The organism is Streptomyces sp. NPDC012794, from assembly GCF_042901085.1.
Taxonomy (GTDB): Bacteria; Actinomycetota; Actinomycetes; order Streptomycetales; family Streptomycetaceae; genus Streptomyces.
The window spans coordinates 254047-276772 of sequence record NZ_JBIBCI010000005.1 but is presented as its reverse complement, the minus strand read 5'-3'; the positions used below and the strand labels follow the sequence as shown (position 1 = coordinate 276772).

Sequence of the window (22726 nt, the reverse complement as noted above, 5' to 3'; positions counted from 1 at the left end):
CCCGGCGCGGAGTCTCAGCCGTGCCAGGACCGCCACAGGGCCGCGTACGCCCCGTCGGCGGCCACGAGCTCGTCGTGCGAACCGAGCTCACTGATCCGCCCGCCCTCGACCACCGCGATCACGTCCGCGTCGTGCGCGGTGTGCAGGCGGTGCGCGATCGCGATCACCGTACGGCCGTCCAGCACCCGCGCCAGCGAGCGCTCCAGATGGCGGGCCGCACGCGGGTCCAGCAGCGAGGTCGCCTCGTCCAGCACCAGCGTGTGCGGATCCGCCAGCACCAGCCGGGCCAGCGCGACCTGCTGGGCCTGCGCCGGCGTCAGCGCGCTCCCGCCGGATCCGACCTCGGTGTCCAGCCCCGATTCCAGGTCCCGCGCCCAGCCGTCCGCGTCCACCGCGCCCAGCGCCGCCCACAGCTCGGCGTCCACGGCACCCGCCCGGGCCAGGCGCAGGTTGTCCCGCAGGGTGCCGACGAACACGTGGTGTTCCTGGTTGACCAGCGCCACGTGCTCGCGGACCCGTTCCGCCGGCATCCGCGACAGCCGGGCCCCGCCGAGCGTGACCTCACCCGCCCGGGGCGCGTAGACGCCCGCCAGCAGTCGGCCCAGCGTGGACTTGCCCGCCCCCGACGGCCCCACCAGCGCAATCCGGGTGCCCGGCGGCACGGACAGCGACACCCGGTGCAGGACGTCCACGCCCTCCCGGTAGCCGAAGCGGACCTCCTCGGCCCGTACGTCCCGGCCCTCAGGGGCGACCGACCGGTCACCCGCGTCCGGCTCGATCTCCCGCACGCCCACCAGCCGCGCCAGCGACACCTGGGCGATCTGCAGCTCGTCGTACCAGCGCAGGATTAGCCCGATCGGGTCGACCATCATCTGTGCCAGCAGCGCCCCGGTGGTCAGCTGGCCCACCGACATCCAGCCCCGCATCACGCAGTAGCCGCCGATCACCAGCACCGAGCCGAGGATCGTCACATAGGTGACGTTCACGACGGGGAACAGGACCGTCCGCAGGAAGAGGGTGTACCGCTCCCAGGCCGTCCACTCCTTGATCCGCCGCTCCGACAGCTCGGTCCGGCGCCCGCCCAGACGGTGCGCCTCGACGGTGCGTCCCGCGTCCACCGTCTCCGTCAGCGCCGCCGCGACCGCCGCGTACCCGGCCGCCTCCGACCGGTACGCCGAGGGAGCCCGCCGGAAGTACCAGCGGCACCCGATGACCAGCACCGGGAGCGCCACCAGCGCGGCCAGCGCCAGCGGCGCCGCCGTGACCGCGAGCGCGCCGTAGAGCAGCCCGGCCCAGACCACGCCGATCGCCAGCTGCGGCACGGCCTCGCGCATCGCGTTGGCCAGGCGGTCGATGTCGGTGGTGATCCGCGACAACAGGTCGCCGGTGCCGGCCCGCTCCAGGACGCCCGGCGGCAGACCGACCGAACGCACCAGGAAGTCCTCGCGCAGATCGGCCAGCATCTCCTCGCCGAGCATCGCCCCGCGCAGCCGCACCAGCCGCACGAAGCAGGTCTGCGCGGCCAGCGCCAGCGCGAACAGCAGCGCCACACGCCCCAGATGGAGATCCCGCGTCCCCGCGGAGAGCCCGTCGACGACCCTGCCCAGCAGGTAGGGGCCGGCCATCGAGGCGGTCACCGCTGCCGCGTTGACCGCGACCAGCACCGTGAAGGCCCGCCGGTGCCGTCGCAGCAGCCCGCGCACGTAGTCCCGTACGGTCGCCGACGTGCCCACGGGCAGGGTCGCGGCCGTCTCGGGAGCCGCCGGATCGTAGTGCGGCGGAGCCACGCCGATCATGCCGATTCCTCGATCCCTGTGAGTTCCTGCTCTTCGGCCGGCCGGGCCGCGCCGGGCCCCGCCGGCCGCTGTTCCTCTTCCGTCTCCCGGGTGACGACCGCCCGGTAGCGCGGTTCGTCCCTCAGCAGCTCCCGGTGGCTGCCCGCCGCCACCGCCCGGCCCTCGTGGACCAGGACGACCCGGTCCGCCCGGTCCAGCAGCAGCGGTGACGAGGCCAGCACCACCGTCGTGCGCTCGGCGCGCAGTTCCGCGATCCCGTCCGCGATCCGCGCCTCGGTGTGCGAGTCCACCGCCGAGGTCGGCTCGTCCAGTACCAACACCTCCGGGTCGGTGACCAGGGACCTGGCCAGCGCCAGCCGCTGGCGCTGCCCGCCCGACAGGGACCGGCCGCGCTCGGTGATCCGCGCGTCCATGGGGTCCTCCACGCCGTCGGGCGCCGACTGCAGCAGCGCGTCCAGGACGTCACCGCACTGCGCGGCGGCCAGCGCGGCCCCCGCCGTGACCGACCCGGAGGCCGGTACGTCGAACAGCTCGCGCAGCGTCCCGGACAGCAGCACCGGGTCCTTGTCCTGTACGAGGACCAGCTCGCGCGCCGTGTCCAGCGCGAGTTCGTCCAGCGCGACCCCGCCCAGTAGCACCGGGGGCGTCCCGCCGTCGCCGTCCACGGGGTGCCCGCCGAGGCGCTCCGCGAGCCGCCCCGCCAGGTCCGGGTCCCCGCACACGACCGCCGTGCACAGCCCGGCCGGGGCCAGCAGCCCGGTCCCCGGGTCGTACAGGTCCCCGCCCGGCGCCGGAGCGGCCGCCCGGCCGGTGACCGGGCCGTCCGCCCCCTCCTGCGAGCGCGTCAGAGACAGCACCCGGGCCGCCCGCTCGGCGGAGGGCCGCGAGAAGGAGTACGCCATCGCGATCTCCTGGAAGTGCTGGAGGGGGTAGAGCATCGTGGCCACCGCGCTGAAGGCCGCCACGAGTTCACCGACCGCCAGCCGGCCGTCCAGTACGAGCAGCGCGCCGTACCAGACCACGGTGATCAGCAGGGCACCCGGCAGCAGCACCTGGATCGCGGAGATCAGGGCCCACATCCGGGCGCTGCGCACGGCGGCCTCGCGTACCTCCTGCGAGGCCTCGCGGTAGCGGCCCAGGAACAGCTCCTCACCGCCGATCCCGCGCAGCACCCGCAGGCCCGCCACCGTGTCGGAGGCCAGCTCGGTGGCCTTGCCGGCCTTCTCCCGCTGGAGGTCCGCCCGCCGGGTGGCACGCGGCAGCAGCGGCAGTACCGACAGGGCCAGCACCGGCACGCCCGCCGCGACGACCACCCCGATCGCGGGTGCGTAGAGGACCATGCCCACGCAGAGGGCGACGACCGCGAAGGCGGCGGCGAGGAACCGGGAGACGGCCTCGACGAACCATCCGATTTTCTCCACGTCACCCGTGGACACCGCCGTGACTTCTCCGGCCGCGACCCGGCGGGTCAGCGCGGAGCCCAGTTCGGCGGTCTTGCGGGCGAGGAGCTGCTGCACCCGCGCGGCAGCGGTGATCCAGTTGGTGACGGCGGTGCGGTGGAGCATGGCGTCGCCGACGGAGACGGCCGCGCCGAGGATCAGGAGCAGCCCGCCCGCCAGCAGCAGCCCCCCGCCGTCGCGGTCCACGACGGCCTCGACGCCCAGGCCGACCGTGTACGGGAGCCCGGCGATCCCGCAGAAGTGCACGAGGCCCCAGGCCAGGCTGCGGGCCTGGCCGCCGAGTTGGCCCCTCCCCAGCCACCAGAGGAAACGGGGGCCGGAACGGGCGTCGGGTACCCCGGGATCCGGATAGGGAAGATCGCTGATCTGCATGACGCCCCACGAACTGGTCGATGACTGCAACCCGCGCAAGGTTCGTCCTCCCGACCGGGCCCGGGCAATCGATTTTCCGACCCGGGGGGCGCGCGTACGGCGCCCGCTCCGGCGCGCGCGACGGCTGCCACCTCCGCGTGCGCCGGTGCGTTCAAGGGCGCGTGGCGCGCTCCAGCTCGATCAGTGCCGAGTGGTAGGGGCGGCCGGTGGCCTGGTCCATGCCCACTTCGCACATCCGGTTCGCCGACAGGTGTGCGTCGAACTGCCGTGCCGTCACCTCCGCGGCCTCCCGCGCCGTCGCCGAGGCCGGCAGTTCCGGGTGCAGCATCCCCCGGTCACCGGCGAAGGCGCAGCAGCCCGCGTCGTCCGGTACCACCACCTCCCGGGCGCAGGCCCCGGCCACCGCGCGCAGCTGTGCCTCGTCGCCCAGGTGCCGCATCGAGCAGGTCGGGTGCAGGACCGCCGAGCCGACGGTGCGCCGGATCTCCAGGTGCGGCAGCAGTTCCTCCGCCGCCCACACGACGGAGTCGACGATCCGCAGTTCCGCGTGCAGGGCGAGGTTGTCCGCGGTCAGGAAGGGGACCACCTCGTGCGCGAGGCCCAGGGTGCAGGAGGAGGCGTCCACCACCAAGGGGAGCCGGCCCCCGGCCGTCCAGCCCCAGGCGGCCTCGACGACGCGGTTGGCCATCAGCCGGTTGCCGGCCTCGTACCCCTTGGAGTGCCAGATCGTGGCGCAGCAGGTCCCGGCCACGTCGCCGGGGATCCACACCGGCTTCCCTGCCCGCTCCGACACGGCCACGACCGCCTCCGGCAGCGAGGGGCCGGGGTGGCCCTCGGGACCGCCGAAGATCCGGTTGACGCAGGCCGGGTAGTACACGGCCGCCGCCCCCACCCGCCGGGTCATGGGCAGGCGCCGGGCAGCGGCCCCGGGGATCCGTGGCAGCCACTCCGGCACCAGGTCGGGACCTACGGCCTTGCGCGCGGCGGCCGTGACGGCGACGAGTACCCGGTCCCCGAGCACACGCGTGATCCGGTCGGAGGCGGCCACGGCCAGCCGGGTACCGGCTTCGACGGCACGGAAGCGCCGGGCGGCCAGTTCGGCGGCCCGCTCCTCGCGCGGGCCGTGCCTGCGGTGGCGGAAGTCCCTCATCAGCGCACCGGTGTCGATCCCGACCGGGCAGGCGAGCCTGCAGGTGGAGTCGCCCGCGCAGGTGTCGACGGCGTCGTAGCCGTAGGCGTCGAGCAGCCCCGCCAGCACGGGGGAGCCCGGCTGCTGGCGCATCATCTCCCGCCGCAGCACGATCCGCTGGCGCGGAGTGGTCGTCAGGTCCCCGCTGGGGCAGGTCGGTTCGCAGAAACCGCACTCGATGCACGGGTCGGCCACCTCCTCCACCCTCGGGATCGTCTTCAGGCCCCGCAGGTGGGCCAGCGGATCACGGTCCAGGACGACGCCCGGGGCGAGGACCGAGTCCGGGTCGATGAGCCGCTTGGTGCGCCACATCAGGTCGGCGGCCCGGGGTCCCCACTCCAGTTCCAGGAAGGGGGCCATGTTGCGGCCGGTGGAGTGCTCGGCCTTCAGGGAGCCGTCGAACCGCTCCACCGTGAGGTGGCAGAAGGCGTCCATGAAGGCCGCGTACCGCTCGACGTCGGCGGGCTCGGCGGCGTCGAAGGCGAGCAGGAAGTGCAGGTTCCCGTGGGCCGCGTGACCGGCGACGGCCGCGTCGAAGCCGTGCTCGGCCTGGAGCGCCAGGAGGGCCTCGCAGGCCTCCGCGAGGCGGGACGGCGGAACGGCGAAGTCCTCGGTGATCAGGGTGGTGCCGGGCGGGCGGGCCCCGCCGACGGCGGTGACGAAGGCTTTGCGGGCCTTCCAGTAGCCGGCGATGGCGGCCGGGTCGCCGGTGAAGGCGTTGGTGACGGAGGCGACCGGCGCGACCAGCTCCAGCGCTGGCAGGATCGCGGCCGCGCGGCGCTCGTACGCGGCCCGGCCCGCCGCGTCGGGGGCCCGGAACTCCACCAGCAACGCGGCGGTGTCCCTGGGCAGCTCCGCCCAGTCGGCGGGCACGCCCGCGACGCTGACCGAGGCGCGCAGGGTGTTCCCGTCCATCAGCTCGACGGCGAGGGCGCCCGCGTCGTTGAAGAGCGGTACGGCGGCGGCCGCGGCCGGCAGGGAGGGGAAGAAGAGCAGGGCGGTGGTGAGCTCGCGGTCCAGGGGGAGGGTGTCGAAGACGACCTCCGCGATGAAGCCGAGAGTGCCCTCCGAGCCGACCATCAGACCGCGCAGGATCTCGACGGGCGTGGTGCCGTCCAGGTAGGCGTCGAGGCGGTAGCCGGTGGTGTTCTTGATCTCGTACTTGGCGCGGATCCGGGCGACCAGGGCCGGATCGGCCTCGATCTCCCCCTTGAGCTCCATCAGCCCGTGGCACAGGGCCGGTTCCGCCCGGGCCAGCTCCTCGTCGGCGAGCGGGTCGGCGGTGTCCACGACGGTGCCGGTCGGCAGGACCAGGGTGAGGGAGGACAGGGTGCGGTACGCGTTCCTCGTGGTCCCGGCCGTCATGCCGGAGGAGTTGTTGGCGACGACCCCGCCCAGGGTGCAGGCCACGGCACTGGCCGGGTCGGGGCCCAGGATCCGGCCGTACCGCGCCAGGGCGGCATTGGCCCGGAACACGGTGGTGCCGGGCCGGATCCGGGCGCGCCGGCCCTCCTCCAGGACCTCGACGCCGGCCCAGTGGCGGCGTACGTCGACCAGGATGTCCTCGCCCTGCGCCTGGCCGTTCAGCGAGGTCCCGGCGGCGCGGAAGACCACCTCGCGCTGTCTGCCGTGGGCGTACGAGAGGACCGCGGAGATGTCGTCGATGTCCTCGGCGACCACCACGACCTGCGGCACGAACCGGTACGGGGAGGCGTCGGTGGCGTAGCGGACCAGGTCGGAGACCTTCCACAGCACCTTCTCGGCGCCGAGCAGCTCGCTGAGCTCCTCGCGCAGGGCGGGCGGGGTGCCGCCGGCCAGCCGGTCGGGGACCCGGTCGGGGGCGGGGGCGCGGGGTCCGCGCGGGCGCAGGGCTCCGGGCTTCGGTTCGAGCAGCGGCATGAGCAGGCCCCTCGTGTGTCGCGGTCCGCGCGCCGGCGCCGGGCCGCCCGTCAGCAGCGGCGCTCCGCGGGAGCGTCCGCCAGCGCGTTCAGCAGACCGCCGAGCACCTCGCGCTGTTCGGCGGTCAATGGGGACAGGATCTCCTCTGCCGCGTCGGTCCGCGCGTTGCGCAGACGGCGCAGCGTGGCGCGGCCGGTTTCGGTGAGCTCGATCCGGATGACGCGCCGGTTGGCGGGGTCGGGCACGCGGCGTACGCAGTCGGCGGCCTCCAGCCCGTCCACGAGCGTGGTCACGGCACGGGGCACCACTTCGAGGCGCGTCGCGAGATCGGCCATCCGGGGCGGCTGGTCCCCGCCGTAGTGCGAGACGAGGCGCAGCAGCCGGCCCTGGGCGGGGGTGATCCCGAGCGGCTCCATGTGGCGCTTCTGGATGCGGTGGAGGCGGCGCGTCAGGCGCAGCAGCTGCTCGGCGAGGACGCCGTCGGTGGAATCGCGGGTGTCGCTCTCGGAACCGGTGCTCATACTGGTAACAGTATCAGGACCGGACTCATTGTGAGTATAGGTAACAATGAGCTATGCTCATGCGAGTTCCGTCATAAGGAGGCCCATGCGCCACGACGAACCGAAGTGGACACCATCGAACGAAGCTCTCGACCCGAGCCGCCCGGGACCGGCGGACCGCCCCCGCGAGCTGCGCCGGATCCTCGGACTGTTCCGCCCCTATCGGGGCCGCCTCGCCGTGGTCGGAGTACTGGTCGGCGCGTCCTCGCTGGTCGGCGTGGCCTCCCCGTTCCTGCTCAAGGAGATCCTCGACGTCGCGATCCCCCAGGGCCGGACCGGCCTGCTCAGCCTGCTCGCGCTCGGGATGATCCTCACAGCGGTCGTGACCAGCGTCTTCGGCGTGCTCCAGACCCTGATCTCCACCACGGTCGGCCAGCGCGTCATGCACGACCTGCGCACCGCCGTCTACGCCCAGCTCCAGCGGATGCCGCTGGCCTTCTTCACCCGCACCCGCACCGGTGAGGTGCAGTCCCGCATAGCCAACGACATCGGCGGCATGCAGGCCACCGTCACCTCGACGGCGACCTCGCTCGTGTCGAACCTGACCGCCGTGATCGCCTCCGTCGTCGCGATGCTCGCGCTCGACTGGCGGCTGACCGTGGTCTCCCTCCTGCTGCTGCCCGTCTTCGTGTGGATCAGCCGGCGGGTGGGCCGGGAGCGCAAGAGGATCACCACGCAGCGGCAGAAGCAGATGGCCGCCATGGCCGCGACCGTCACCGAGTCCCTGTCGGTCAGCGGCATCCTGCTCGGCCGCACCATGGGCCGCTCGCAGTCCCTCACCGCCGCCTTCGCCGAGGAGTCCGAGAAGCTCGTCGGCCTGGAGGTACGCTCCAGCATGGCCGGGCGCTGGCGGATGTCCACCATCGGCATCGTCATGGCCGCCATGCCCGCGCTGATCTACTGGGCCGCGGGCATCGCCCTGCAGACCGGCGCTCCCTCGCTCTCCGTCGGCACCCTCGTCGCCTTCGTCACCCTCCAGCAGGGCCTGTTCCGGCCGGCCGTCAGCCTGCTGTCGACCGGGGTGCAGATCCAGACCTCGCTCGCCCTGTTCGCCCGGATCTTCGAGTACCTCGACCTGCCGGTCGACATCACCGAGCGGGCCCAGCCGGTGCGTCTGGAGCGGGCGAGGGGCGAGATCCGTCTGGAGGACGTGCACTTCGCCTACGAGCCCCAGGCCGGCCCCACCCTCACCGGCATCGACATCACCGTCCCGGCCGGCGGCTCCCTCGCCGTGGTCGGCCCCACCGGCTCCGGCAAGAGCACCCTCAGCTACCTGGTGCCCCGGCTCTACGACGTGACCGGCGGGCGGGTCGCCCTCGACGGGGTGGACGTACGCGACCTCGACTTCGACTCGCTGGCCCGGTCCATAGGCGTGGTCTCCCAGGAGACCTACCTCTTCCACGCCTCCGTGGCCGACAACCTCCGCTTCGCCAAGCCGGACGCCACCCGCGAGGAGATCGTCGAGGCGGCCCGCGCGGCTCAGATCCACGACCACATCGAGTCCCTGCCCGACGGCTACGACACCCTCGTCGGCGAGCGCGGCTACCGCTTCTCCGGAGGCGAGAAGCAGCGGCTGGCGATCGCGCGCACGATTCTGCGGGACCCGCCGGTGCTCATCCTCGACGAGGCCACCAGCGCCCTCGACACCCGAACCGAGCACGCCGTGCAGCGGGCCATCGACAACCTCTCCAAGGGCCGCACCACCATCACCATCGCCCACCGCCTCTCCACCGTCCGTGACGCCGACCAGATCGTGGTCCTGGACGCCGGCCGGATAGCCGAGCGCGGGACGCACGAGGAACTGCTGGGAGCCGGAGGCCGCTACGCAGCGCTGGTCCGACGGGACCGGGAGGCCGCGCGGGCGCCCGAGCGGGACGGCTCCGGCGCGGAGCCGGCGGCGGGGGAACCGGTACCCACTCCGGTGAACGTGTGATCGTATGACTGGAGTGGGGTGTGATGCCCGGAAGGTCGGGTTTCGGAGGTTAGCGTGCCCGCATGCCTGATGAGTACCGGCCGTACCAGCCGCCACCGCGCCGCTCCCGGCTCACCCGGCGAGGCCGCGTGGTGCTCCTCCTCGGCGCGCTCCTCCTGATCGGTCTCGCCACCGTGGTGATCGAACCCCTGCTGCCCAGGGAGCAGGCGCCCGAGACACCACGCCAGTTGCTGATCCCCGAAGGCTGGCGGGCCGCACAGGTCTACGCCGCCGTCGACCGCGCGCTCGAACTCCCCGCGGGCACCACCAAGACGGCCGTCGCCACGGCGCCTCTCGACCTGCCCGCGGAGGCGAAGGGCAACCCGGAGGGCTACCTCTTCCCGGCGACGTACCCGGTGACCTCACAGTCCACCCCGGCCGCGCTGCTCGCCTTCATGGTGCGGACGGCCAACCAGAAGCTGGCCACCAAGGCCGTCGCGGACGGCGCCAAGGCGCACGGCATGACCCCCTACCAGACGGCGACCCTCGCCAGCGTCATCGAGGCGGAAGCCGACAACCCGGCCGACATGGGCAAGGTCTCACGGGTGGTCCACAACCGGCTGGCGAAGTCGATGCCGCTCCAGATGGACTCCACCATCAACTACGCCCTCAACCGCACCACCTTGGACACCACGCTCGCCGACACCCGCATCGACCACCCCTTCAACTCCTACGAACGCCAGGGCTTGCCCCCCACCCCCATCGACAGCCCGGGCCTGCGGGCCATGGCCGCCGCCGTCGCGCCAACGCCCGGAAACTGGCTGTTCTTCGTCACCGTCAAGCCCGGGGACACCCGCTTCTCGGCGACCTACGAGGAACACAAGACGCACGTCGCCGAGTTCAACCGGCTGCGCGCCGCCGCCGGTCCGCCCGCCGGCCCACCCGCCGCCGGTGCGCCCGCCCGCGCCCAGGCCGGATCCCGGGCGAAGGGCCCCGCCGCGAAGTGAGCACGAGCCGGCTCCCGTCGTCCCCGTCAGACGGGTGAACTGAACACGGCCGGCCGGCGGCGGCCCCGGCCCGGCCACGCCCGCCCGCCGGCACCGCCCCGGACGGCGGGATCCTCAGGCCGGCACCGCCGCGCCCCGGGCCAGCAGGCGCCGGATCTCGCGGACGGCGGCGCCGCCCGCGCGGTTGGCCCCGACGGTCGAGGCCGACGGGCCGTAGCCCACCAGGTGGACCCGCTCGTCACGCACCGCCCTGGTCCCCTCGACCCGGATCCCGCCGCCCGGCTCCCGCAGCCGCAGCGGCGCCAGGTGGCCGACGGCGGCACGGAAGCCGGTGGCCCACAGGATCACGTCGGCGTCCACGCTCCGCCCGTCCGCCCACGCGACCCCGGCCGGGGTGATCCGGTCGAAGACGGGCAGCCGCTCCAGCACCCCGGAGTCCAGCCCGGCCCGTACGCCCTCGGTCAGAGCCAGCCCGGTCACGCTGACCACGCTCCGCGGGGGCAGTCCCCGCCGGACCCGCTCCTCCACCAGGGCCACCGCCGCCCGGCCCTCCGCCTCGCCGAATCCCCCCGCGCGGAAGACGGGCGGCCGCCGGGTCACCCAGGTGGTCGCGGCCGCCACCTCGGAGATCTCCAGCAGGTGCTGCACCGCCGAGGTGCCGCCGCCCACCACGACCACCCGGGCCCCGGCGAACTCCCCGGGCCCGGGGTAGTCCGCGGTGTGCAGCTGGCGGCCCCGGAACAGCTCCTGGCCCGGGTAGCGCGGCCAGAACGGCCGGTCCCAGGTCCCGGTGGCGTTGACCAGCGCCCGGGCCGACCAGCTGCCGGACGCCGACTCGACGAGGAGGCGGCCGTCGGCGCCCGGACCGCCGTCGCGTACGGCGGTGACGTCCACGGGGCGGCGTACGGGCAGGCCGAAGCGCTCCTCGTAGGCCGCGAAGTACTCCCCGATCACCTCGGACGAGGGCCGCAGCGGATCGGCGCCGGTCAGCTCCATGCCGGGCAGCGAGTGCATCCCGTGCACCTTGCCGTAGGTCAGCGAGGGCCAGCGGAACTGCCAGGCGCCGCCCGGGCGGCGCGAGTGGTCCAGCACCACGTGCCCGATTCCGGCCCGGGTGAGGTGGTAGGCGGTGGAGAGGCCCGCCTGCCCCGCCCCGACGACTACCACGTCCACGGCGGCCGGGTCCCTCAGCGATTCGTTCACGGTTCTACTAACTGGCGGGGGGTGCGGGATCTTCCCCGACCGGAGTCACCCCCGCGCGGCCCGCGCCGGAGCCGCGGCGCGGGAGAGGCCGTGCAGGCGTTCCAGACGCAGGCGGGTCTCCTCGTCCAGCGGGACGAAGGTCGTCAGCCGCGCCCCCGACGCGGGGCCCAGCCACAGGCTGGTGTGCTCCAGGCGCAGCAGCCCCACGTGGGCGTTGCGGATGTACTTGGTGTTGCCGCCCGCCCCCACCACCTCGTGCCGGGCCCAGATCTCCCGGAACTCCGGCGAGGCCGCCTCCAGCCGGGCCAGCAGCGTCTTCCAGGCGGGTTCCGCGAGGTGCCCGGCCATGGAGGCGCGGAACTTGGCCGCGAGCAGCCGGTTCATGTCCGGCATGTCCGCGAGGGAGGCGCGCCAGTCCGCGTTGGTGAACGCCAGCCACACGCAGTTGCGGTCCTCGGGCGGCAGCGCGTCCAGGTCGCACAGCAGCCGCCCGTACGTGCCGTTGTGGGCGAGGATGTCGTACCGGCTGTTCTGCACGCACGCCGGGATCGGATCGAGCTGGTCGAGCATGGCCCGCAGCGCCGGGGTGACGCTCGGGCAGAGCGTGTTCGGCGCCGGGTCGGTGCTGCCGGCCAGTGCGAACAGGTGGGCGCGCTCGCTGGAGTCCATCAGCAGGGCCTGCGCCAGCGCGTCCAGCACCTGGGGGGACACCTGGATCTCGCGGGCCTGCTCCAGCCAGGTGTACCAGGTGACGCCGACGGCGGAGAGCTGTGCGACCTCCTCGCGGCGCAGCCCCGGGGTGCGCCTGCGCGGGCCCCGGACCAGCCCGACCTGTTCGGGGGTGATCCGCTCGCGGCGGCTGCGCAGGAAGTCGGCGAGCTCGTGACGGCGCAGGTCGCTCTCGGGGGCAACGGTGGTCATGGCACCAGCGTGCCGCACCGCCCATCCCGTTGCCAGGTACTCCTGGTACCAGGATGACGAGACTCTGGTACCAGGCTGAGCTGCGGTGGATCGTCTCTCCCGTGAGCGAAACAACCGTACGCACGACCCACCCCTCCCCGTCCTTCCCCGCGGCCCCGACCGCCCCGGCCACCGCCGGGCCCGCGGCCGCCGAGCCCGCCGCCCTCACGCCGCTCGGGCTGTTCACCGTCCTGCTGGGCGCCGCCCTGCCCCTGATCGACTTCTTCATCGTCAACGTGGCACTGCCGGCCATCGACACCGACCTGGCCGCCGGGCCGGCCATGCTGGAACTGGTCGTCGGCGGCTACGGGGTCGCCTACTCGGTGCTGCTGGTGCTGGGCGGCCGGATCGGTGACACGTTCGGCCGGCGCCGGCTCTTCGTCGTCGGGATGGCGGCCTTCGGGCTGACCTCCCTCGCCTGCGGACTGGCGCCCACCGCCTGGACCCTCGTCGGCGCCCGGGTCGCCCAGGGCGCCGCGGCGGCGCTGATGCTGCCGCAGGTGCTCGCCACCATCCAGGCCACCACCCAGGGCCCGCGCCGGGCCCGTGCGATGAGCCTGTACGGGGCCACCGCCGGCCTGTCCATGGTCGCCGGGCAGATCCTCGGCGGGCTCCTGGTCGCCGCCGACGTGGCCGGGTCGGGCTGGCGCTCGGTGTTCCTCGTCAACGTGCCCGTGGCGGTGGCCGGGCTGGTGCTCGCCGTCCGGGCCGTACCGGAGACCCGCTCGGACCGTCCGGCGTCGGTGGACGTCCCCGGAACGCTGCTGTTCGGCCTCACCCTGGTCTCCCTGCTCCTGCCGCTGACGGAAGGCCGGGCGGCCGGCTGGCCGCTGTGGACGTGGGTGTCGCTGGCCGTGTCCCCCTTCGCGGCCCTGGCCTTCTATCTGACCGAGCGCCGTGCCGACCGGCTGGGGCGGACCCCGCTCGTGCCGCCGAGCCTGCTGCGGCTGGTGTCACTGCGCCGCGGACTGGTGATGCTGCTGCCGTTCTCGGTCGGCTTCAGCGGGTTCATGTTCGTGGTCGCCGTCGCACTCCAGCAGGGCCTGCGGATGGGCCCGGTGGCGGCGGGGCTCGCACTGGTGCCGATGGCCCTGGCCTTCTTCGGCGCCTCCCTCGCCGGACCCCGGCTGGTCGGCAGGTTCGGCAGCCGGGTCGTCACCGCCGGCGCCCTGATCCAGGCCCTCGGCATCGCCCTGGTGCTGGCCGCCGTCCGGTACGGCTGGCCGGACCTCGGTCTCGCCGGGCTGGCTCCGGGGGTCGCCGTCGCGGGCCTCGGGCAGGGCCTCCAGCTGCCGGTGCTGATGCGGCTGATGCTCTCGGACGTCCCGGCGGACCGGGCCGGCGTGGGCAGCGGGGTCATGATCACCGCGCAGCAGTCCTCGCTGGCCCTGGGCGTGGCGACCATCGGCAGCCTCTTCCTCGCGCTGGCCGGATCGCTGGGGATGCGTGACGCCCTCGCCGTGACCCTACTGGTCCAGCTGGGCCTGATCGCCGTGACGGCGCTGCTCAGCCTGCGCCTGCCGAGGGTGATGCGCTGAAGGAGGCCGGGTCCGCGAGCCCCCGCCCGCCGCTCACCGGCCGACGTCAGGCGGGGCCGGCGGTCCCCCGGGAGAACAGCCACTCCTCGGCGGTGTCGGCGCTGAACTCCCGCTGGCCGCCCGCGAAGAGCAGACCCGCCGCGGCGAAGGCCGGATCGCCGGCTGTGTCCGCCACGTACGGGACCGCCACGCAGTCCATCCCCGCGGCCCGCGCGGCCAGCGCGCCCGGTGCCGCGTCCTCGACGACCACGCAGTCCGCGGGCCGGGCGCCGAGCCGGCGGGCGGCCTCCAGGAACACGTCGGGGGCGGGCTTGCCGCGCTCGACCTCCTCGGCGGAGACGGCCGTGGTCAGCAGCGCGGCCAGGCCGGTGCCCTCCAGGACGGCGTCGATCGCCTCCCGCGAGGAGCCGGAGGCCACCGCCATCGGGACGCCCCGCGCGTGCAGCCGCTCCACGAAGGCCCGCATCCGGGGGAAGGCCTCCGTGCGGGTGCGGGCCAGCTCCAGGTAGGCGGCGTTCTGCTCCGCCAGCAGCTGCTCGACCGGGGCCCGCAGTCCGTAGCGGTCCTTGAGCAGCTCCAGCGTCTCCAGGGTGCCGATGCCGATGAAGCGTGAGTGCTCCTCCCAGGTGAATCCGGGTACGCCGTGGCGCTCCAGGACGCGGCGGCCCGACTCGTAGTAGTTCGGCTCGCTGTCCACGAGGGTGCCGTCGAGATCGAATATGACGGAGATCATCCGCTGTGCCCGTCCTGCCGGTCGCGTACCTGTCCGGGGCATCCTGTCAGGGTGTGCGAGCCGCCCTCCCCACGGACTCCACCAGCGGCAGCAGCCGGTGCGCGACCCGCTCGCGCAGGGCGACCTCCGTCCGGGTGCGCACCACGCCCGGCAGCCGGATCAGCCGTTGGATCACGTCCTCCAGGTGGCCGGCGTCCCGGGCCACCACTCGCGTCAGCAGGTCCCCGCCTCCGGTGATCGAGAAGGCCTCGACGATCTCCGGCACGGCCGCGAGCGCGTCCCCGACCTCGTCCAGGTGCCCCTGGGTGACCTCGATGTGCACGAAGGCCAAAACCGGGTGCCCCAGCGCGGCGGGGGAGAGCACCGGACCCGTACCGGTGATCACCCCGGTGCGCTCAAGCCGGTCCAGCCGGGCCTGGAGGGTGCCGCGGGCCACGCCGAGGATCCGGGCGTACTCGCGGACGCTGGTGCGCGGCTGCTCGATCAGCAGGCGCAGGATCCGGGTGTCGAGCTCGTCCACCGCCATGTCAGGACTGTACCAATGGCCTGGAATGTCCGATGGTTCGAGCCGTCGGGCGGTCCGGGCCGTCGGATGGTTCGAGCCGTCGTACGGTCCTGGCCGCCCGGCGCTCCGGGTCACCGGACGGTTCCGGACCGCCCGACGGTCCCGCCGCCCGACGGCCTGCGCCGCCCGCACCCCCGGGCGCCGGACCACCGGCCCGCCCCCGGACGTCCGGACCGGACGCGACCGCATCCGGTCGCGTCCCCCGCGCCGAAGAACAGGGCGGAGGCCGCCGCCACAGCCCGGCGGCCGCCGCCCCCGCCCCCGCCACCGCCGCACAGTCCCCGACACGGAGCCGAGCGCCATGAACACCGCCGTGGTCCTGTACACCTCCGACCTGCGCCTGCACGACCATCCACCGCTGCGCGCCGCCCTCTCCTCCTGCGACCGGGTCGTCCCGCTCTTCGTCCGGGACCGGACCATCGAGGACTCCGGCTTCGCCGTGCCCAACCGGCTGGCTTTCCTCGCCGACTGCCTCGCCGACCTCGACGCGGGCCTGCGCGAGCGCGGCGGACGCCTCGTGGTGCGCTCCGGGGAACCCGTCGCCGAGGTCTGCGCCCTGGTGCGGGAGGCCGACGCCGACGAGGTGCACATGGCCGCCGGCGTCAGCGGCTACGCCCGGGCCCGCGAGGAACGGCTGCGCGAGGCCCTGGAGGCGCAGGGCCGCCGGCTGTACACCCACGACGCGGTGGTCACGGCGGTGGCCCCGGGGGCGGTCCTCCCCACCGGCTCGGGCGCCGGCCACTTCGCCGTCTTCACCCCGTACCTGCGCCGCTGGACGGCACTGCCCCAGCGGGCCCCGGCCCCCGCCCCGCGCCGGGTACGGGTACCCGAGGACATCGGCTCCGAGCCACTGCCCCGCCGCGACGCCGTCACCGGAACCTCCCCGGGCCTCGCGCGCGGCGGCGAACGCGAGGCCCGTCGGCTGCTGACCCACTGGCTCCGCTCCGGCGTCACCGACTACGAGGACACCCACGACGACCTCGCCGCCGACGCCACCTCCCGGCTCTCCCCGCACCTGCACTTCGGCACCCTCTCGCCCACCGAGGCCGTCCACCGCTCCCGCGCCGTCGGCGGCCCCGGAGTCGAAGCCTTCGTCCGGCAGCTGTGCTGGCGCGACTTCCACCACCAGGTCCTCGCCGCCCGCCCCGACGCCGCCGCCGCCGACTACCGCCCCCGCCACGACCACTGGCGCACCGGCCCCGCCGCCGAGGAAGAGCTCAGGGCCTGGAAGGACGGCCGCACCGGCTACCCCGTGGTAGACGCCGCCATGCGCCAGCTGCGCCACGAGGGCTGGATGCCGGGCCGCGCCCGGCTGCTCGCCGCGAGCTTCCTCACCAAGAGCCTCTACGTGGACTGGCGGACCGGAGCCGCGCACTTCCTCGCCCTCCTCGTGGACGGGGACCTCGCCAACAACCAGCTCAACTGGCAGTGGGTGGCCGGCACCGGCACCGACACCCGTCCCAACCGGGTCCTCAACCCCGTCCGCCAGGGCATGCGCTACGACCCCGAGGGCCGCTACGTCCACCGCTGGGTGCCGGAACTGGCCGACCTGGCCGCGCCCCGCGTCCACGAACCCTGGCGGCTGCCCGAGCCCGAGCGGGCCCGGTACGACTATCCGCCGCCGCTGGTGGACCTCGCCGACGCGCTCGGCCGCTTCCGCCAGGCGCGGCCCGGTGCCGCACCGGTCGGCGTACCGTAGGCCGGTGGACCCCGAACCCGCCCTCAGCACCGGCGCCGTCGCCCGCAGCCTCGGGGTGTCGCCGACCACGCTGCGCTCCTGGGAGCGCCGCTACGCCATCGGACCGGCCCACCGTGAGGACGGCCGGCACCGCCGCTGGACGCCCGGGGACATCGCCCGCCTGGAGGAGATGTGCCGGCTCACCGCGAGGGGCGTTCCCCCGTCGGAGGCGGCCAGGGTCGCGCTCGGCGCAGCCCCCGGCACCCGCACGGCGGGGCGGGCGGCCGGCGTGACGCCGGGCGGGCCCGGTGCCCTCCCCCTCGGGGAGGTGCGGCCGGAGGGCCGGGGGCTCGCACGGGCCGCCGTACGACTGGACGCGCCGGCGGTGGCGGAACTGCTGGAGGCCGCCCTGGCGGACCACGGACCGGTCGCGGCCTGGGAGGAGGTGATCGCGCCGACCCTGCACGCCGTGGGCCGCAAGTGGGCCTCGGCGGGGGAGCGCTACATCGAGGTGGAGCACCTGCTGTCCTGGCAGATTTCCGCCGCCCTGCACCGGGTCCGCCCCGCGCCGGAACCGCTGCGCGTGCCCCCGGTCCTCCTCGCGTGCGTGCCGGGGGAGCTGCACAGCCTGCCCCTCGAGGCCCTGGCCGCCGCCCTGGGCGAACGGGGCGTGCCGGTCCGGATGTTCGGCGCCGCCCTGCCCGCCGGGGCGCTGTGCGACGCGGTACGGCGTACGGGTCCCCGTGCCGCCGTCCTCTGGGCGCAGTCCCGCACCACCGCGGACCGGGCCCTGGCCCGCTCGGTCGCCGGCATCGAATGGGGGCTGCGCGGCGCGCGCGGCCGCTCGGCGCTCCTGCTGGCGGGACCCGGCTGGGGTCCGGAGGCCCAGGGGCCGCGCATCGGGCGGCTGTCCGGGCTGCGATCCGGGCTCGCCGTCATCGCGGAACTGTTGGCGGGACGGGCTCCAGCGACCGCCGCAGGGCATCCAGGCCCCGCCGCGTGTGACTCTTGACGGTGCCCAGCGGAAACCCGGTGCGCTCCGAGATCTGGCTCTGGCTCAGATCCGCGTAGAACGCCAGCCACAGGACCCGCCGCTGGGCCACCGGCAGCCGGGCCAGCTCCCCGAGGACCAGCACCCGGTCCAGGGCCTGTTCCGGCGCCGGCCCCCGCGCCCCGGTGCCCCACCGCTCCTCCGCGCCCCGCGCCTCGGCCCGCGCCACCCGGGCCCGCCGGCTCCGGGCCTCCAGCGCGTCGGCGACCTTGTGCCGGGTGATGCCGGTCAGCCACGCCCCGAGCCCGCCCGGCCCCGGACGGCATCCCGCCCGGCCGCGCCATGCGGCGAGGAACACCTGCTGGGTGACGTCCTCCGCCTCGCGGGGATCACCCAGGCCCCGCCGGGCCAGCGCGAGCACCAGGGGCCGCCAGCGCCGGAAGACGGCCTCCGCGCAGGCCTCGTCCCCGGCGGCGAACCCCGCCTCCAGGGCGGTACCTGCGGTGTCCTGCGGGAGAACGGTGTCCATGGGCCCAGCCTCCCGAGACGGGGCGGGCGGAATCCACTTGCACCGTTTCCGCATCGATTGGCGCTCCCGCGTACCGGTCCGCGCGCGGCTCCCGGACGTGACACGCCCGCCCGGCTCCAGGGCCCGGCATGCCGGGCGCCGGCTCACCGCCATAGGGTCCGGGCATGAGTGATCTGCTGTTGGTGAGGCACGGCGAGACGGCATGGAGCGCCAACGGGCGCCACACCGGGCTGACCGACGTGCCGCTGACCGCGCGGGGCGTCGAAGAGGCCCTCTCGCTGGCCCCGTACTTCCGCGACCGCGCGCCCGCCCTGGTGCTGACGAGCCCCCTGGGCCGGGCCGTCGCCACGGCCGAACTCGCCGGACTGACCGACGGGATCCCCGAACCGGCGCTCCACGAATGGGACTACGGCGGCTACGAGGGCGTCACCACCGCGGAGATCAGGCGGACCCGGCCCGACTGGTCGCTGTGGACCGACGGCGTCCCGCCGGGAGACGCACGGCACCCCGGCGAGGACGCGGAGCAGGTCGGCGCCCGAGCGGACCGGGTCCTCGCCCGCGTCGGCGAGTCCCTGCGCGCCGGCCGGGGCGACGTCGTACTCGTCGCCCACGGCCACTTCCTGCGCGTCCTGACCGCCCGCTACCTCGGACTGCCCCCGCAGGACGGCCGGCTCTTCCTCCTGCGCACCGGCACGGTGAGCGTGCTGTCCACGGAGCACGGGCTCCCGGTGATCGCGGGCTGGAACACCCGGCCCTGATCCCCGGCCCTGACCCGCCCCCGCGCCCCGGCCGCCCCTCAAAACCCATCGGGCTCCGGCGGCCCGGGCAGCGCCAGGCACAGGGCGTCCAGCGCCGCCGCGAACGCGTGCTCGGGCGGGGTGCCGTAGCCGAGCACCAGCCCGTCCCGCGGGGCCATGGCACTGTCCGGGTGCAGGTACGGCCGCAGCCCCTCCAGGGCCAGGCCCGCCCGCCGCGCCGCGCGCAGGGCGCCCTCCTCGGTGCCCGGCGGCAGCTCCAGCACCGCGTGCAGCCCCGCCGCCACCCCGCTGACCCGGACGTGCGGCGCCTCGGCCGCCAGCCGCGCCGCCAGCAGGTCGCGGCGCCGCCGGTAGACCTGCCGCATCCGGCGCAGGTGGCGGTCGTAGCCGCCCGAGGCGATGAACTCGGCCAGGGTGAGCTGGTCCGTCACCCCCGACCACATCTCGCGCGGCCCCTTCGCCTCCAGCACCTCGTCCACCAGGCGCCCCGGCAGCACCATCCAGCCCGTCCGCAGCGCGGGCGACAGGCTCTTGCTGACGGAACCGATGTACACGGTCCGCTCCGGGTCCAGGCCCTGGACGGCGCCCACCGGCTGGCGGTCGTAGCGGAACTCCCCGTCGTAGTCGTCCTCGATCACCACCCCGCCGCAGGCCCGCGCCCAGTCCACCACCGCCGCCCGCCGCTCGGGGTGCAGCGGCCCGCCCGTCGGGAACTGGTGCGCGGGCGTGAGCAGCACGGCCCGCGCCCCCGTGGCCGCCAGCTCCCCGACGCGCGCCCCCCGCCCGTCCACGGTCAGCGGCACCGTCTCCCTCCCCGCCCGGGCCAGCACCTCCCGGTGGAAGGGCAGCCCGTACGACTCGACGGCGACCGGGCCCGTCAGCACCCCGGCCAGCAGTTCCAGCGCGTGGGCGAAGCCGGAGCAGACCACGACCCGGTCGGGTGCCGTCCGTACGCCCCGCGCCCGCGCGAGGTACTCCGTCAGCGTGCGCCGCAGCTCGATCCGGCCGCGCGGGTCGCCCACCCCGAAGGCGTCCTGAGGGGCGGCGGCCAACGCCCGGCGGGCCGCGCCCAGCCACGCCGTGCGCGGGAAGGCCGAGGCGTCCGGCGAGCTCGGCAGCAGATCGTGGACGGTACGCCGCGGCGCGGGCCGGGCCGGAGCGCGCGGGCCATCCGGCTCCAGGGGGACGGCCCGCTCCGCGACCCGCGTCCCGGACCCCTGGCGCGCCGCAAGCCAGCCTTCCTCGACCAGCTCGGCGTACGCGTCGGCGACGGTGTTGCGGGCGATCCCGAGGTCCGCGGCGAGCGTCCGGTAGGGCGGCAGCCGGGTTCCCGGCGCCAGCCGCCCCGAGTGCACCGCCTCCCGCAGGGCGCGCATCAGCCGGGCCCGCAGGCTGCCCCCGCCGCTCAGGTCCAGGTGCAGGTCGCTGCCCGTTCCGGCGGGGGCACCGCCGCCGCCACCCCGCGCCTCCTCGGCCGGATTGACCCATGATCTCCGCATGGAAATGCACCCTACGCCCGGTCGATCACGCCCATAGGTTCCTCCCATGACGACTTTTCAGGTTCCCCAGCGCATGGACTTCTCCACCGTCGCACCCCGCGTCTTCAAGGCCGTCCTCGCCCTCGACGCCGCCGCCCGCGAGGGCCTGGACCCGGTCCTCCTGGAGCTGGTCCAGATCCGCGCCTCACAGATCAACCGCTGCGCGTACTGCATCGACTACCACACCGGCGACGCCCGCAAGGGCGGCGAGTCGGAGCAGCGGATCCACCAGCTCTCCGCCTGGCACGACTCCAGCCTGTTCACCGTGAAGGAACGCGCCGCCCTCGCCCTGACCGAGGAGATCACCCTGCTGCCCGGCGGAGTATCGGACGCCGTCTACGACGAGGCCGCCCGGCATTTCGGCGAGGAGGAACTGGCCCACCTGATCGCGCTCGTCCTCGCCGTGAACACCTGGAACCGGATGAACGTCACCACCCGCAAGACCCCCGGTACCGACTGACCCGGACCGATCCGCCCGCCTCGCGCCCGGCCGCCGCGTGCGTGACGATGCGTACATGAACGACGGCGACCGCGCCGAGGCGGGCGGCGGCACGGCGGACGCCGGTGCCGAGGAGGGCCTCAAGGCCAATGCGATCGGCTTCCTCGACGCCCTCGTCATCGGCCTCAACTCGACCTCTCCCGCCTACTCCCTGGCCGCCGTCATCGGCCCGATCGTGGCTCTGGCCGGCATCTACGCGCCGGGCGTGATGCTGGCCTCCTTCGTACCGATGCTGCTCATCGCCGCGGCCTTCTACTACCTCAACAAGGTCGACCAGGACTGCGGCACCACCTTCTCCTGGGTGACCCGGGCCATGGGCCCCTGGGCGGGCTGGCTCGGCGGCTGGGCCATCGCCATGACCGGGGTGCTCGTCATCGGCTCCCTCGCCGACGTGGCCGTCCACTTCGGCCTGCTCGCCGCCGGTCTCGAGGACTGGGCCGCTGACCAGGCGGTCCGCCAGACGCTCACCGTCGTCGTCATCCTCGTGATGACCGCCGTCTGCGTCATCGGCACCGAGCTCTCCGCCCACCTCCAGGACGTCCTCATCCTCGCCCAGGTCTTCTTCCTCCTGGCCTTCGCCGTCGTCGCCCTCTACCGCGTGTACGCCGGCACCAGCACCCTCGACGGGATCGAACCCTCCCTCGCCTGGCTCAACCCCTTCGGCGCGGGCGGCGCCGCGCTCACCGGCGGACTGCTGCTCGGCGTGTTCATCTACTGGGGCTGGGAGTCCGCCGTGAACCTCACCGAAGAGGTCGAGGACTCCGCCACCGCGCCCGGCAGGGCCGGCATCTGGTCCACCGTGGTGCTGCTGGTCACCTACCTGTCCGTGGGCTTCGCCATCGTCGGCTACTCCGGGACGAGGTTCCTGGCCGAGAACGCCGCCGAGGAGGAGGCCGTCTTCGCCGTCCTCGCGCACGAGGTGATGGGCGGCTGGGACTGGATGGTGCTCCTCGCCGTCTGCACCTCCGCCCTCGCCTCCACCCAGACGACGATCATCCCGGCCTCCCGGACCGCCCTCTCCATGGCCCGCCGGCACGCCCTGCCGCCGCGGCTCGCGCACATCCACCCCCGCTTCCACACCCCGGAGGTGAGCACCTGGTGGGTGGCCGGCATCGCCATCGCCTGGTACCTCGTCGTCAACCAGATCAGCGAGAACGCCCTCCTCGACTCACTGACCGCGCTCTCCCTGCTGATCGCCTTCTACTACGCGCTCACCGGGGTGGCATGCGCCGTCTACTACCGCCGCCACCTGCTGGAGAACGCGCACAACCTCTTCCTCATCGGCGTGGGCCCGCTGGTCGGCGCGGGCCTGCTGGCCTGGCTGCTGGTGGAGTCCGTCATCGACATGTCCGACCCCCGCAACTCCGCCGGCGGGATCTCCTGGTTCGGTCTCGGCCCGCCGCTGGTCATCGGCATCGGCATCGCGGCCCTCGGCGTGCTCCTCATGTGCGTCCGGCGGATCCGGGACGGCAGGTTCTGGCAGGAGCGCCGCGGGGTGGTCGATCCGGCTCTCGTGCGCGGCGGGAAGAGCTGAGGAGG

At 74.6% G+C, this 22726-nt stretch carries 18 protein-coding genes; 8 read left to right on the top strand and 10 right to left on the bottom strand.

Features of this window, described 5'->3' with window-relative positions; genetic code table 11:
- Positions 1 to 14: 14 nt before the first annotated feature.
- From ACFY7H_RS12125 to ACFY7H_RS12110, 4 genes are all read right to left on the bottom strand, one after another.
- Complete coding sequence (locus ACFY7H_RS12125; RefSeq protein ID WP_388936916.1) at positions 15 to 1796, bottom strand: ABC transporter ATP-binding protein; 1782 nt, start codon at positions 1794 to 1796, stop codon at positions 15 to 17.
- On the bottom strand, positions 1793 to 3628 hold the full coding sequence (locus ACFY7H_RS12120; protein WP_388936913.1) for an ABC transporter transmembrane domain-containing protein: 1836 nt from the start codon (positions 3626 to 3628) through the stop codon (positions 1793 to 1795). Before ACFY7H_RS12120 ends, ACFY7H_RS12125 begins: the two co-directional genes overlap by 4 nt.
- Positions 3629 to 3779: 151 nt before the next feature.
- A complete protein-coding gene (locus tag ACFY7H_RS12115; protein WP_388936910.1) occupies positions 3780 to 6716 on the bottom strand; it encodes an FAD-binding and (Fe-S)-binding domain-containing protein in 2937 nt (978 codons plus the stop codon).
- Positions 6717 to 6766: 50 nt separating this feature from the next.
- A complete protein-coding gene (locus tag ACFY7H_RS12110; protein ID WP_388936908.1) occupies positions 6767 to 7237 on the bottom strand; it encodes a MarR family winged helix-turn-helix transcriptional regulator in 471 nt (156 codons plus the stop codon).
- Positions 7238 to 7322: 85 nt separating this feature from the next.
- On the opposite strand from ACFY7H_RS12110, the gene ACFY7H_RS12105 reads away from it, so the two are divergent.
- Both ACFY7H_RS12105 and mltG read left to right on the top strand, forming a co-directional pair.
- Complete coding sequence (locus ACFY7H_RS12105) at positions 7323 to 9209, top strand: ABC transporter ATP-binding protein (RefSeq protein ID WP_388936905.1); 1887 nt, start codon at positions 7323 to 7325, stop codon at positions 9207 to 9209.
- Positions 9210 to 9271: 62 nt separating this feature from the next.
- Positions 9272 to 10195, top strand: a complete 924-nt coding sequence (mltG, locus tag ACFY7H_RS12100; protein ID WP_388936902.1) for an endolytic transglycosylase MltG — start codon at positions 9272 to 9274, stop codon at positions 10193 to 10195.
- 114 nt (positions 10196 to 10309) lie between these two features.
- On the opposite strand, the gene ACFY7H_RS12095 is transcribed toward mltG, so the two are convergent.
- Both ACFY7H_RS12095 and ACFY7H_RS12090 read right to left on the bottom strand, forming a co-directional pair.
- Entirely contained in the window at positions 10310 to 11398 is a 1089-nt protein-coding gene (locus ACFY7H_RS12095) for an FAD-dependent oxidoreductase (RefSeq protein WP_388936899.1), read from the bottom strand.
- 45 nt (positions 11399 to 11443) lie between these two features.
- On the bottom strand, positions 11444 to 12319 hold the full coding sequence (locus ACFY7H_RS12090) for a helix-turn-helix transcriptional regulator (RefSeq protein ID WP_388936897.1): 876 nt from the start codon (positions 12317 to 12319) through the stop codon (positions 11444 to 11446).
- 101 nt (positions 12320 to 12420) lie between these two features.
- Between ACFY7H_RS12090 and ACFY7H_RS12085 the strand changes: the two genes are divergently transcribed.
- Entirely contained in the window at positions 12421 to 13896 is a 1476-nt protein-coding gene (locus ACFY7H_RS12085) for an MFS transporter (RefSeq protein WP_388936894.1), read from the top strand.
- Between the two features lie 46 nt (positions 13897 to 13942).
- Here ACFY7H_RS12085 and ACFY7H_RS12080 read toward each other — a convergent pair whose 3' ends face one another.
- Positions 13943 to 14629 (bottom strand): HAD family hydrolase, encoded by a 687-nt coding sequence (locus ACFY7H_RS12080; protein WP_388936891.1) that lies wholly within the window; start codon positions 14627 to 14629, stop codon positions 13943 to 13945.
- A gap of 46 nt (positions 14630 to 14675) precedes the next feature.
- Complete coding sequence (locus ACFY7H_RS12075; protein ID WP_388936889.1) at positions 14676 to 15155, bottom strand: Lrp/AsnC family transcriptional regulator; 480 nt, start codon at positions 15153 to 15155, stop codon at positions 14676 to 14678.
- Positions 15156 to 15495: 340 nt separating this feature from the next.
- Between ACFY7H_RS12075 and ACFY7H_RS12070 the strand changes: the two genes are divergently transcribed.
- Together ACFY7H_RS12070 and ACFY7H_RS12065 are read left to right on the top strand one after the other, a co-directional pair.
- Positions 15496 to 16893 (top strand): cryptochrome/photolyase family protein, encoded by a 1398-nt coding sequence (locus ACFY7H_RS12070; protein WP_388936886.1) that lies wholly within the window; start codon positions 15496 to 15498, stop codon positions 16891 to 16893.
- 4 nt (positions 16894 to 16897) lie between these two features.
- Positions 16898 to 17884 (top strand): MerR family transcriptional regulator, encoded by a 987-nt coding sequence (locus ACFY7H_RS12065; RefSeq protein ID WP_388936883.1) that lies wholly within the window; start codon positions 16898 to 16900, stop codon positions 17882 to 17884.
- Here the strand turns inward: ACFY7H_RS12065 and ACFY7H_RS12060 are convergent.
- Positions 17808 to 18392, bottom strand: a complete 585-nt coding sequence (locus ACFY7H_RS12060; RefSeq protein ID WP_388936881.1) for an RNA polymerase sigma factor — start codon at positions 18390 to 18392, stop codon at positions 17808 to 17810. The genes ACFY7H_RS12065 and ACFY7H_RS12060 overlap by 77 nt on opposite strands.
- Positions 18393 to 18556: 164 nt before the next feature.
- Between ACFY7H_RS12060 and ACFY7H_RS12055 the strand changes: the two genes are divergently transcribed.
- Positions 18557 to 19150, top strand: a complete 594-nt coding sequence (locus tag ACFY7H_RS12055) for a histidine phosphatase family protein (RefSeq protein WP_388936879.1) — start codon at positions 18557 to 18559, stop codon at positions 19148 to 19150.
- A gap of 38 nt (positions 19151 to 19188) precedes the next feature.
- Here ACFY7H_RS12055 and ACFY7H_RS12050 read toward each other — a convergent pair whose 3' ends face one another.
- On the bottom strand, positions 19189 to 20649 hold the full coding sequence (locus ACFY7H_RS12050) for a PLP-dependent aminotransferase family protein (RefSeq protein WP_388936876.1): 1461 nt from the start codon (positions 20647 to 20649) through the stop codon (positions 19189 to 19191).
- A gap of 46 nt (positions 20650 to 20695) precedes the next feature.
- On the opposite strand from ACFY7H_RS12050, the gene ACFY7H_RS12045 reads away from it, so the two are divergent.
- Both ACFY7H_RS12045 and ACFY7H_RS12040 read left to right on the top strand, forming a co-directional pair.
- Positions 20696 to 21148: a carboxymuconolactone decarboxylase family protein gene (locus tag ACFY7H_RS12045; protein WP_388936873.1), complete on the top strand. Its 453-nt coding sequence runs from the start codon at positions 20696 to 20698 to the stop codon at positions 21146 to 21148.
- 55 nt (positions 21149 to 21203) lie between these two features.
- A complete protein-coding gene (locus ACFY7H_RS12040) occupies positions 21204 to 22721 on the top strand; it encodes an APC family permease (RefSeq protein WP_388936870.1) in 1518 nt (505 codons plus the stop codon).
- Positions 22722 to 22726 lie beyond the last annotated feature (5 nt).

Bases quoted from the DNA above. Each gene is read 5' to 3' on its own strand.
- ACFY7H_RS12075 (WP_388936889.1), bottom strand. From the start codon at position 15,155: ATGGCGGTGGACGAGCTCGACACCCGGATCCTGCGCCTGCTGATCGAG.
- ACFY7H_RS12080 (WP_388936891.1), bottom strand. From the start codon at position 14,629: ATGATCTCCGTCATATTCGATCTCGACGGCACCCTCGTGGACAGCGAG.
- ACFY7H_RS12115 (WP_388936910.1), bottom strand. From the start codon at position 6,716: ATGCCGCTGCTCGAACCGAAGCCCGGAGCCCTGCGCCCGCGCGGACCC.
- ACFY7H_RS12105 (WP_388936905.1), top strand. From the start codon at position 7,323: ATGCGCCACGACGAACCGAAGTGGACACCATCGAACGAAGCTCTCGAC.
- mltG (WP_388936902.1), top strand. From the start codon at position 9,272: ATGCCTGATGAGTACCGGCCGTACCAGCCGCCACCGCGCCGCTCCCGG.
- ACFY7H_RS12060 (WP_388936881.1), bottom strand. From the start codon at position 18,392: ATGGACACCGTTCTCCCGCAGGACACCGCAGGTACCGCCCTGGAGGCG.
- ACFY7H_RS12070 (WP_388936886.1), top strand. From the start codon at position 15,496: ATGAACACCGCCGTGGTCCTGTACACCTCCGACCTGCGCCTGCACGAC.
- ACFY7H_RS12045 (WP_388936873.1), top strand. From the start codon at position 20,696: ATGACGACTTTTCAGGTTCCCCAGCGCATGGACTTCTCCACCGTCGCA.
- ACFY7H_RS12050 (WP_388936876.1), bottom strand. From the start codon at position 20,649: ATGCGGAGATCATGGGTCAATCCGGCCGAGGAGGCGCGGGGTGGCGGC.
- ACFY7H_RS12090 (WP_388936897.1), bottom strand. From the start codon at position 12,319: ATGACCACCGTTGCCCCCGAGAGCGACCTGCGCCGTCACGAGCTCGCC.
- ACFY7H_RS12040 (WP_388936870.1), top strand. From the start codon at position 21,204: ATGAACGACGGCGACCGCGCCGAGGCGGGCGGCGGCACGGCGGACGCC.
- ACFY7H_RS12110 (WP_388936908.1), bottom strand. From the start codon at position 7,237: ATGAGCACCGGTTCCGAGAGCGACACCCGCGATTCCACCGACGGCGTC.
- ACFY7H_RS12120 (WP_388936913.1), bottom strand. From the start codon at position 3,628: ATGCAGATCAGCGATCTTCCCTATCCGGATCCCGGGGTACCCGACGCC.
- ACFY7H_RS12125 (WP_388936916.1), bottom strand. From the start codon at position 1,796: ATGATCGGCGTGGCTCCGCCGCACTACGATCCGGCGGCTCCCGAGACG.
- ACFY7H_RS12055 (WP_388936879.1), top strand. From the start codon at position 18,557: ATGAGTGATCTGCTGTTGGTGAGGCACGGCGAGACGGCATGGAGCGCC.